Raw genomic sequence first — 10,906 nt, 5'->3', positions numbered from 1 at the left:
GACCCTGGAGGCGCTGCGCCGCGAAGGCTGGCTCAGCGCCCCCGCGCCCACCACGGGCCAGCCCGACCCCGCCGCCCGGGCCTCTCCCGCCAAAGGGATTGAATCCCTTTGGAATCCCCAACAAATTGCCCGGCCACCGCGGCAGCATCCCATGACTCAGAACCACCCCGGACACCCCGTAAAGGGTCCAGGGAACACTGTTCCCTGGCGGGAGAGTGCAGAGAGGGCGGAGCCCTCTTTGCGTGACGACAAACCCCGAAGACGGGGTTTGCGCAAGGCGCTTACGGGCGGCAAAGCCGCCCTGCTCCAGGCTGCGCTCCGCGCAGGGCTGCTGAAAAAGTCGCAAAGCCGACTTTGTCAGCAGCCTCAGAGGGCGGAGCCCTCTTTGCCCGCCGGAGGCTCCTCCCCCGCCCCCCCCCGGTCACCGGCCGTCTGGGCGCTCACGCCCCAGGGCGCGCGCCTGGCGCGCGGGCTCGCGCGGGAGCTGGGGGGCGATGTCTTCGCGCCCCGGCGTTTCGCCGCCCCCGGCGAACACGGCTTCGACGCCCTCGTGGAGGCCGTGGCGGCCGAGTTCCACGCCCGGCCCGGGCATCTCTTCGTGGCGGCCTGCGGCATCGTGGTGCGCGCCGTGGCCCCCCTGCTCCTGGGCAAGGCGAAGGACCCGGCCGTGGTGGTGCTGGACCAGACCGGACGCTTCGCCGTGAGCCTCCTCTCCGGCCACCTGGGCGGGGCCAACGACCTGGCCCGGCGCGCGGCGGCCTTCACCGGAGGCCAGGCCGTGATCACCACGGCCACCGACGTGGAGGGCCTGCCTTCCCTGGATCTGCTGGCCCGCGACTCCGGGCTGGCCATCGACAATCTGGAAGCCGTGCGCTCCGTGAACGCCGGGCTCCTGGAGGGCAAGAGCGTGCAGCTCTTCGACCCCTCAGCCCTGCTGAGCGTGCCCCCGGCCCAAACGGGACGCTTCGAGTGGGTGGCGGCCCCGCACCTGCTGGAGCCGGGCAGGCCCTGCGTGGCGGTCACCTGGAGCACGGCCCCCCTGCCGGAAGGCTGCCTGGCCCTGCGCCCCCGGGTGGTGGCGGCGGGCGTGGGCTGCCGCAGGGGGACGAGCGCCGGAGAGATTCTCGAAGCCATCGAGGCGGCCTGCGCCCTGCGCCGGGTGTCCCCGGCCAGCATCGCCGTGCTGGCCTCCATCGAGGCCAAACGCGACGAGGCTGGGCTCCTCGAGGCGGCCCGCGCCCTGGGCGCGGAGCTGGCCTTCCTTCCGGCGGCGCGCCTTGCGGGCGTGCCCGTCCCCAACCCTTCGGCGAAAGCCTTCAAACATATGGGAGTGGAAAGCGTATGCGAGGCGGCCGCCCTTCTGACCAGCGGATCGGACAAACTCCTGCTGCCGAAATTCAAGACGCGCGCCGTGACGGTGGCCCTGGCTCTGGCCGTCTGAGCGTGGTGGGGCTGGGCCCCGGAGACGCGTCGCTCCTGGCGCCCATGGCCCGGGCGACGCTCCAGCGCGCCGCCGTGGTGGCGGGCTACTCCACCTACCTGGTCCTTGTGCCCCCGGAGCTTCTGGCGGGCAAGGAGGTGGTGGCCACGGGCATGATGGGGGAGGTGGAACGCTGCGCCCTGGCCGTGGAATCGGCCCTGGCGGGGCGCGACACGGCCGTGGTCTCGGGCGGTGATTCGGGGGTCTACGGCATGGCCGGTCTGGTGCTGGAAATGCTGGAAACGCGAGGCCTGCTCGAATGCGTGGAGTTCGAGGTGGTCCCCGGCATCCCGGCGGTGATCGGGGCGGCCGCGCTGCTGGGCGCTCCGCTCACGCACGATTTCGCCTGCGTGAGCCTTTCCGACCTGCTCACGCCGTGGGAGCTCATCGAAAAGCGCCTGGAGGCGGCGGCCTCGGCGGATTTCGTGCTGGCGCTCTACAATCCACGCTCCGGGTGGCGTTAGGGATTGCGGAAACGCACTCTCGCCACCGCGGCGCGACACCGCGCCCCGAAGACCCCTTTTGGTTTCTTGTGCCAGGCCTGCCGCGAGGGCCAGAGCGTGCGCGTGTCCACGCTCCGGGAGGCCGACCCCGCCTGGGCGGACATGCTCACCATCGTGGTGGTGGGCAACGCAAGCACCCGGATGGCCGGGGAAAAAATGCTCACGCCACGCGGCTACGCGGGCAAGTACGGCCTGGAATAATTTCGTCAGCGCCTTGACACGGGGCCTTTTCTGCCCGTAAATGCTATGTGAATTTTTTCATTCAACATTTTTCGGTGAGGAGGTGGATGGGAATGAAGAAACCGTTTTTTGTGATGGTGATGTGTGCCCTGATGGTCGGTGCTTTCTGCCTGCCCGCGCTGTGGGCCGTGGACGCGCCCAAGGACATGGAGCTGAAGGTGCCCGCCGGGGCCACCGCTACCAAGGCTCCCGTGAAGTTCAGCCATGCCGGCGCCGGCCACAAGGCCGCCGACTGCAAGGCTTGCCACCACAACTGGGACGGCAAGTCCGACAAGGGCTTCAAGTGCTCGGACAAGGGCTGCCACGACAACGTCGACCCGGCCGACAAGACCAGCGAGAAGAGCTTCTACATGGCTTTCCACAAGGGCGAGTCCACCAAGAGCTGCGTGGGCTGCCACAAGAAGGCCAAGGCTGAGGGCAAGAACGCCCCGATCGCCTGCAACGCCTGCCATCCCCAACAGCAGTAGCACGTCTGGGCGCGGGGGCTTGCCTCCCGCGCCCTTTCTGCACGGCGCGGAGAGTCCCATGGCCAAGTCCCCCGAAGACGTCATCGAGCTGACCGACATCATCGAACACGGACCCGGCGCCCCCAGCAAGCCGGACGCCGGCGGCGTCGACCTGAGCTTCGAGAAGGAACTGGAAGACCTCTTCGCCGACCCCCAGCCGGGTTCCGCGCCCGGCGCGTCCGCCAAGGGCTCGGACCTGCCCGGCCTGGACGACCTGCACCTGCCCGGCGACGATCCCGCGGCGCCCGGCGACGACATCGACCTCGACGGCCTGGACGCGCTGCTGGCCGATGCCGACAAGGACAAGCCCGGCGCAGACCTCCCGGAACTCACGGACGACTATTTCTCTCCCGGTTCCGCATCCATGGCTGCAGCGGCCCCCCCGATCATCGCCGCCGACCCGTTTGGCGCGGCCCCCGGTCCGGCTGTCGGTCCGGCTGTCGACGCCCTCTCCCAGCGCCTTGACGCCCTGGAGGACAAGATTTCCGGCCTCGGCGAATCCCTGGCCGCCCAGTTCAAGACCCTCCTGGACGACGCCCTGGCCCAGTTCAAGGACCAGTTGCCCGAACCCGTCCAGCCTGCGGACCCCGCCCTCCTGGTGGAGAGCCTGCGCGAAGAACTGTCCGGCCGTCTGGACTCCCTCCAGGCAGAGCTGCCCGTCCCCCTCGACGAAGAGGCCCTGGCCCAACGCGTCAAGGCCGACGTCCTGGCCGCAGTGCCCCAGCCAGAGCCCGCCCCCGCCCTGGACGAGGACGCCCTCGCCGAGCGCGTCCGCGACGCCGTGATGGCCCAGATCCCGCCTGCGCCCGAACCTTTGGACGAAGAGGCCCTGGCCGCCCTTGTGGACGCCCGCATCGAGGCCTTCAAGGCCGGCCTCCCCGAGCCGCAGGCCGACCCGACGCCCCGCCTGGACGAACTGGCCGCGCGACTGGACGCCCTGCCCGCGCCGCCGGACGCCTCCCCCCTCCAGGAAGCCCTGGACGCCATGGGACAGCGTCTTGCGGCCCTGGAGTCGGCTTCCGCGCCGGACCTCTCCGCCCTGGTCTCCCGCGACGACCTGGACGCCCTGCGCCAGGAGTTGCTGGCCGAGATCCGCAAGGCCGTCCCGGCTGCCGCCGCCAAGATCATCCGGGAGGAAATCCAGGCCCTGGTCCAGGAAATGGACTAGCGCCCGGCGGATCGCACCGAGCCGGGCGACCTGCCGTCCATGCCGTCCATGCCTCCCGACGCCCTGGGCATCTGCCTGGGGGCCACCTCCGTCAGCACCGTGCGGCTGCGCCCCGACAGGGCCGAGCACGCGCCGGTTTCCACCGCGAGCGTGCCCCATGGCGGCGACCCGGCCGGAACGCTGCGTCGACTGCTCGATGGACTCCCCGACTGGCGCGGACTGCACGTGGCCGTCACGGGTCGGAGCCTGCGCACCCTCACCCGCCTGCCATCCCTGAGCGAACCCGAAGCGGTGGAACTGGCCGTTGCCCGCGTTCGCGGCGACAGCAACGGCCCCTGCACGGTGCTCAGCGCCGGGGGCGAGACCTTCATGGCCTACGCCCTGGACGCCTCAGGGCGCGTGCGCGACATCCAGTCCGGCAACAAATGCGCATCGGGCACGGGCGAATTCCTGGCCCAGCAACTGGCGCGCATGGGCCTCGCGGTGGAGGACCTGCCGGGGCTGGACCCCCAAGCGCAGCCCTGGGCCGTGTCCGGGCGCTGCTCCGTGTTCTGCAAGTCCGACTGCACCCACGCCCTGAACAAGGGCGCGGACAAATCCGCCGTTGTGGCCGGGCTGGGCCGCATGATGGCCCTCAAGTGCCTGGAGCTTCTGGAGGCTCTGCCGTCCGCACCGGTGCTCCTCACGGGAGGCTGCGCCGCGAACCCCTTCCTCGTGCGCTTCCTGCGCCAGGAACTGCCCGGACTGAACGTCCCCCCGGAAGCCCCCTGGTTCGAGGCCCTTGGCGCTGCCCTCTGGGCCCAAAGCCGCCGCCCCGCGCCGCCCGGCGACGGTGATCCGGTCACGGGCCGCGCCCGCAGCTTCGCCCGCCGCAAGCCCCTCCGCGAGGCCCTGGGCCTGGTGGACTTCAAGGACGCCTCCCGCGCCGAGGCGCGCCCCGGAGACGTTGCCGTGGCAGGGTTGGACGTGGGGTCCACCACCACCAAGGGCGTGGTGCTGCGCCTGCGCGACGGGGCGGTCCTGGCCGGGGATTACCTGCGCACCGGGGGCGACCCGGTGGGGGCTTCCCGCCGGGTCTACGCGGCGCTGGCCCGGGCGCTGGGGGGCCGAGCGCGCATCCAGGGCCTGGGCGTAACGGGTTCGGGCCGGGCCATCGCGGCCCTGCACGCCGGAGCCACGGCGGCCATCAACGAAATTGTGGCACACGCCGCCGCAGCGGTACACTACGATCCCGCCGTGGACACCATCTTCGAGATCGGCGGCCAGGACGCCAAATACACCCAGCTGGACAAGGGGCGCCCCTGCGACGCGGCCATGAACGAGGCCTGCAGCGCGGGCACGGGCTCCTTCCTGGAGGAGGCTGCCTGGGAGTCCCTGCGCGTGCCCACGGCGGACATCGCCCCCATGGCCCTCGCGGCGGACGCCACGCCGGACTTCAACGACCAGTGTTCCGCCTTCATCGGCTCCGACATCAAGCGCGCCGCCCAGGAGGGCATGCCACTTCCCGAAATCCTGGCCGGGCTGGCCCATTCGGTGTGCCTCAACTACGTCACGCGCGTGAAGGGCAACCGCCCCGTGGGGCGGCGCATCTTCATGCAGGGCGGCGTATGCTACAACCGGGCCGTGCCCGCGGCCATGGCCATGCTCACGGGGCGGCGCATCGTGGTGCCGCCGGAGCCCGGCCTCATGGGCGCGCTGGGCGTGGCCCTGGAGGTGGCCCGCAGGCAGGACGAGGGTCTCCTGCCGAAAGGCGACTTCGACCTGGACGTCCTGGCCGGGCGCGAGGCCTCCCGCCGCGCGCCCTTCACCTGCCGGGGCGGCCGAGGCGGCCAGCAGGGCTGCGACAGGGGCTGCCGCATCGAGCGCATCGAGGTGGCCGGACGCGTGCACCCCTTCGGGGGCATCTGCAACCGCTTCGAGAACCTGCGCCAGGGCCGCGCCGCCGACGCCCGCGACCTGGACTTCGTGCAGGCCCGGCAGCGCCGCGTCTTCCGCGACCGCCAAGCCCCCCAGCACGGCCGCCCCACCGTGGGCATCTCCCGCTCCTACCTGACCAACACCTACTTCCCCCTCTTCGCGGCCTTCTTTCGCGAACTGGGACACGAACCCCTGCTCCCCCGGCGCGCCGAGCCGGAGGGGATCAAACGCCGCCTCGCGGCCCTGTGCCACCCGGCGGAGCTGGCCCACGGCTTCCTGGCCGACCTCCTGGCCCAGCGGCCCGACCACCTCTTCCTGCCCCACGTGCGCTCCGTGCCCGCAGCCGGAGGCCAGGCGGACTCCTGCACCTGCGTGCTGCTCCAGGGCGAGCCCTTCTACCTGCGGGGGGCCTTTCCCGAACTGGAGGCCTACGCCGGACGACTGCACACGCCAACGCTGGATTTCCGCCAGGGACTTGAACGCTGCGAGCGGCCCTTCGCGGAACTGGGCCGCGCCCTTGGCGCTGACGCGCGCGCCGCGCGCAGGGCCTTCCGGGCAGGCCTCGAGGCCCAGGCCGCCTGCCGCGCCGACCTGGACGCCCTGGGCCGGGAGGCCATGGCACGGCTGAACGCCCAGCCCGACCTCACGGGCGTGGTCCTCTTCGGGCGCGCCTACAACGCCTTCGCACCCGAGGCCAACAAGGCCGTCCCCGAAAAGCTGGCCACGCGCGGGGCGCTGGTGATCCCCTGCGACATGCTCCCCCTGGACCCTCACGCCCGGGACGACTTCACCATGTACTTGGGCCAGGGCCGAACCATCCTGGCCGCCGCGCGGGCCGCCCGTGCGCATTCCCGGCTCTTCGGGGCCTTTGTCACCAACTTCTCCTGCGGGCCGGACTCCTTCCTGCTGGGCTATTTCCGCGACGAGATGGGGCCGCAGCCCTCCCTGGTCCTGGAGGTGGACAGCCACACCGCCGACGCGGGCATCGAGACGCGTCTGGAAGCCTTCCTGGACATCGCGCGCAGCCACCAGCGCGCCCCGCGCGCCTCGCGGCCCCGGGCAGCCACGACGTCCGTCCCCGCCAGGGTGGAACAGCGCGGCCGGGAGCCCGGCGTGCGCGCCTCCTCCGGCGAGTGGCTCCCCCTGCGCCACCCCCGCGTGACCCTGGCCCTGCCCAGCATGAACCCCGTTGCCTCCACGCTCAGCGCCCAGGCCCTGCGCGGCCGGGGCATACGCGCCCAGGCCCTGCCGCCCGCCGACGACGAGGCCCTCAAGCTGGGCCGCGGCAACACCAGCTGCAAGGAATGCCTGCCCCTGCAGCTCACCGTAGGCACGCTCCTGGACCACCTGGAGGCGCGGCCCCGGGACGAGGTGACGGTCTATTTCATGCCCGGCGCGCAGGGACCCTGCCGGTTCGGGCAGTACGAGCGCTTCACGCGCAGACTCATCGCCCGCAACGCCATCCCCGACGCCGCCGTGCTCTCGGCCACTGCCGACAACGGCTACCAGGGGCTGGGCGCGGCCGTGACCCTGGCCATCTGGCGCGGCGTCGCGGCCGGGGATTTCCTCGAAGAGGCTCGCTCCCTGCTCCTGGCCGCCGCGTGCGACCCGGCCGAGGCCCTGGCCGCCTGGGAGGGCTCCCGCAGGCGCATTGCAGAGGCCATGACCCGCTCCTGGCGGGAGGCCCTGGCCGCCATGCGCAGCGAGGCCCTGGCCCTGGCGCGCCTGCCGCTGCGGACGCCCGTCCGCCACGTTCCCCTTGTCCTGCTGGCCGGGGAGATCTTCGTGCGCCACGACCCCATCTCCCGGCAGGGACTCCTGGAGCGCCTCGCGGCAGAGGGCATCGCCGTGCACACGGCCCCGGTGAGCGAGTGGGTCTTTTACACGGACTGGCTCCAGAACCAGGGCATCACCCGACCCTCCGGTTTCGGTGGCCGGGTGCGCCAGTGGTTCAAGCGCCTGGCCTGGAGGCAGGTGCGCGCGGCGCTGGAACCCTCGGGGCTCACGGGCCTCCACGAATCCTCCGTGGAGTCCCTGGTGCGCGCCGCCGCGCCCTACGTGTCGCCCCTGCTCACGGGAGAGGCGGTGCTTACGGTGGGCGGAGCCTTCCAGGAGATCCTGAACCCCTTTTGCGGCGTGATCGCCATCGGCCCCTTCGGCTGCATGCCCACCCGGCTGGCCGAGGCCGCCCTGGCAAGACGCTACGACACCGACGCCCTGGCCCGGCTGCACCCCGAACGCGTGCGCCGCCTCCCTGCCCACGCGCGCGGCAAGCTGCCGCTGCTCTGCCTGGAGACCGACGGCAACCCCTTTCCGCAATTGGCCGAGGCCCGCCTGGAAGCTTTCTGCCTCCAGGCCCTGCGCCTGCACGAGGCCATGGCCTCCTCCCGGTCGGACCGACTCACAGGGGCTTGAACACCGGCACGACATGTCGTAATGGGTTCAGCATGGGACATCCCGCCGCCCGGCGGACGCCCCGGCGCGGCACATCGTCACGTCCAGCACCCTTCACCGCGAGGAAGCCATGAACAAACGTTTTCGCCTCTCCGTCGCCTTCTGCGCCTGCATCCTGTCGCTCGCCTTCGCCCTCCCGGCCCTGGCCCAGTTCGGCGTTCTCCAGCAGGGCCTGGACGCCGTGACCAAGAAGGACAAGGCCCCCGCCCCCGCGCAGGGACAGGGCGGCAAGGGCTTCGCCGGAGGCGTCTCCAAGCCCCTGGCCCAGGCCACAACCTTCAAGAACACGGCGCGAAACCTGGAGTTCACCATCCCGGCCGGATGGGAGAAGGTTTCCGGCGAACCGGAATCGGACTCGGTAAGCTTTCAGAAGCCCGGCTCCACCATGGGCTTCACCCTGCACATGACCCAGATGCAGCCCAGTTTCCCGGCCAAGGCCTCCGTGGACGCGAGCCTGAAGTCCGCCAAGGAGGACATCAAGATCAAGAAACTCCTGGAGGCCAAGCGCCGCGACGACGGCGACCCCAAGAAGAAGTGCGGCGTGATCGGATGGGAAGTGGTTGAAGCGCCCCAGACCAACGGAATCCAACGCATCATCTGGCAGTGCTACGACGGCCAGAACTTCTACATCAACCTGATGGCCTACAGTTCCAACGAGGAGTTCCAGGCCGCCCAGCCCACGCTGCGCCAGGTCATGGACTCCATAAAGTTCTGCAAGTAGCGCCCGATCAGTCCCGGAGCGGGGAGGCCGCCGCGCCTTCCCGTCCCGGGTCTCCCGCCGGTCCCGCGCGGAGTCCCGCCGCCTTGTGTTGATGCCTCCCGGCGATTGCGGTACCCACCGTGCGCCGGGCCTTGCCGCGCAACGCTTCGCCCCAACGTCAACCGTGGAGAAGTCCGTGTCCCGCCCCCTCGTCTCCGTCGTCGTACCCACGTACAATCAGGCCCGCTACCTGGGCGCGTGCCTGGATTCCATCTGGTTCCAGGACTGGCCCAACATCGAGCTGGTGGTGGTCGACGACTGCTCCACCGACGAGACCCGCCAGGTGATCGAACGCTTCGCCGACGACGTGGCGGAGGCGACGACCTCCTTCGCCTCCCGTTACGACGAGGCCGCCGACGTGATCGAGCGCACCGCGCATCCGCGCTACCGCCGGGAAGGGCGCACCCTGAAGGTGCTGCGCAACGAGACGAACCGGGGCTCCACGCCCACCTACAACCGGGGCTTCCGCGCCGCAGAGGGCGACTACTGCACCTATGTGGCCTCCGACGACCTCCTGCACCCCCAGATGGTGAGCTCCCTGGCCCAGCCCCTGGACGCAGGAGAGGCGGATTTCGTCTATTCCGACATGTTCGTCTTCGACGACGCCATGCGCATCCTGCGCGAGTTCAAGGTGCCCGACTACAGCTTCGAGCGCTGCTTCCGCGACTGGTACCTCTGCGGGGTCTCCAAGCTCTACCGCCGCTCCCTGCACGAGCGCTGCGGCTGGTACGACGAGACCTACCTGGCCAACGACCACGACCTCTACCTGCGCTTCGCCCTGGCCGGGGCGCGCTTCCTCCACGTGCCCAGGACGCTCTATTCCGTGCGCACCCACGACAACCGCGAGGTGAACGTGCACAGCTCGGCCAACTGGGCCAGGCTCCTGGAGGAGTCCAAGCGCCTGGTGCTGGCCGCGCGCCGGGCCGCGCCGCCCCTGTGAGCCGAATCCGGTGAACCGGACCCCGTGAGCCCGACACGGTGCGCCGGTCCAGGCCCCGCCCTCCCCGCGCCTCCAGGACTCATGGCCCTCCTTCCACGACGGGCAGATCGTTTGGGAGACCCGTTGCCGTCACGGTGAAGCCCAAGGGGCGATGCTCCAGCCTGGACAGGGCGAACGGGAGAAACCTGCCGGGTGAGGAGACCAGGACCACGACCTTGCCCTCGTCGCTGCGGGACACGGTCCACTCCACCCGGTTCCCTTCAACGGCAACACGCGGTTCGACCCGACCGCCCGCCACGCGTACGGTGGGCGTCCAGCCCGCCCCCACACCGGGTCCACCGGCCGGATGCAGCCCAATGCGCCAGGGTCCCCCTCCGTGCAGAGCGATCTGGCACACTCCCGGGCTCCACCGCGCAACTTCCCCGCCAACCACCTCCGGAGCGAAAAGTCCCCCGATCACCGGGGCTTCCCGCCTGATGGAGACAGCCAGCGAATCCGCCCTCCCGACGGCGACCTCCGCCACCCTCCAGGCCATGCCGGCCACAGCGACCATCAGGGCCGCCAACGCCCAGTTCCATGCGCGCGGCATGGCCGGCGCATCCTGAGTGTTGTTCTCGATGAAGGCCGCCCTGGCGATGCAAAGAAAAAAGACCAGCCAGACGACAGGGATGTAGACCATCTCCTGAAACAAGCCGAACAGGGCGAACGCGCACGCCGAAAGAGCGCAGGCCGCCGAAACGGGGGATCGCCCGGTCCATGCGGACCAGAGGCATGTCCGCACCGTGCGCCACCAGAGCATGCACCAGAGGACCAGCAGGACCAGCCCTCCCCCGGCGAAGAGCTGGATGTAGAGATTGTGCGTTGCTTCAAACAGCTTGACGCCGTGAACACCGTGCCGGGACACAAGGCTCTCCGGCATGGAGAGCAGCCACGGGTGG

The 10,906-nt window shown here is 70.7% G+C and carries 6 protein-coding genes and 2 pseudogenes; 7 read left to right on the top strand and 1 reads right to left on the bottom strand.

Annotated elements, in window-relative coordinates:
* Nucleotides 1-385: 385 nt before the first annotated feature.
* The 7 genes and pseudogenes from ACV4UX_RS14705 (at nt 386) to ACV4UX_RS14675 (ending at nt 9,968) form a co-directional block, all read left to right on the top strand.
* Nucleotides 386-1,441, top strand: coding sequence for a cobalt-precorrin 5A hydrolase (locus ACV4UX_RS14705; protein ID WP_491594030.1), 1,056 nt, complete (start codon nt 386-388; stop codon nt 1,439-1,441).
* 44 nt (nt 1,442-1,485) lie between these two features.
* Nucleotides 1,486-2,184, top strand: a pseudogene (gene cobJ / locus ACV4UX_RS14700) (precorrin-3B C(17)-methyltransferase).
* A gap of 92 nt (nt 2,185-2,276) precedes the next feature.
* The gene (locus tag ACV4UX_RS14695; RefSeq protein ID WP_491594029.1) at nt 2,277-2,690 is read left to right on the top strand and encodes a cytochrome c3 family protein; all 414 of its coding nucleotides are present in this window, start codon (nt 2,277-2,279) and stop codon (nt 2,688-2,690) included.
* 58 nt (nt 2,691-2,748) lie between these two features.
* Nucleotides 2,749-3,897, top strand: coding sequence for a hypothetical protein (locus ACV4UX_RS14690; RefSeq protein WP_491594028.1), 1,149 nt, complete (start codon nt 2,749-2,751; stop codon nt 3,895-3,897).
* 39 nt (nt 3,898-3,936) lie between these two features.
* The gene (locus ACV4UX_RS14685; protein ID WP_491594027.1) at nt 3,937-8,229 is read left to right on the top strand and encodes a BadF/BadG/BcrA/BcrD ATPase family protein; all 4,293 of its coding nucleotides are present in this window, start codon (nt 3,937-3,939) and stop codon (nt 8,227-8,229) included.
* Nucleotides 8,230-8,338: 109 nt separating this feature from the next.
* Nucleotides 8,339-8,989, top strand: coding sequence for a hypothetical protein (locus ACV4UX_RS14680; protein ID WP_491594026.1), 651 nt, complete (start codon nt 8,339-8,341; stop codon nt 8,987-8,989).
* Between the two features lie 175 nt (nt 8,990-9,164).
* Nucleotides 9,165-9,968 (top strand): glycosyltransferase family 2 protein, encoded by an 804-nt coding sequence (locus ACV4UX_RS14675; protein ID WP_491594025.1) that lies wholly within the window; start codon nt 9,165-9,167, stop codon nt 9,966-9,968.
* A 79-nt stretch (nt 9,969-10,047) separates the two neighbouring features.
* Here the strand turns inward: ACV4UX_RS14675 and ACV4UX_RS14670 are convergent.
* A pseudogene (locus ACV4UX_RS14670) lies at nt 10,048-10,906 on the bottom strand (hypothetical protein); the annotation flags it as partial.

Source organism: Fundidesulfovibrio sp., assembly GCF_058402725.1.
Note: the sequence above shows the minus strand (reverse complement) of the source record. Positions and strands in the feature narration are given on the sequence as shown.

Excerpts from the sequence above, each read along its gene's own strand:
- ACV4UX_RS14695 (WP_491594029.1), top strand. The coding sequence starts at position 2,277 with ATGAAGAAACCGTTTTTTGTGATGGTGATGTGTGCCCTGATGGTCGGT.
- ACV4UX_RS14690 (WP_491594028.1), top strand. The coding sequence starts at position 2,749 with ATGGCCAAGTCCCCCGAAGACGTCATCGAGCTGACCGACATCATCGAA.
- ACV4UX_RS14685 (WP_491594027.1), top strand. The coding sequence starts at position 3,937 with ATGCCGTCCATGCCTCCCGACGCCCTGGGCATCTGCCTGGGGGCCACC.
- ACV4UX_RS14680 (WP_491594026.1), top strand. The coding sequence starts at position 8,339 with ATGAACAAACGTTTTCGCCTCTCCGTCGCCTTCTGCGCCTGCATCCTG.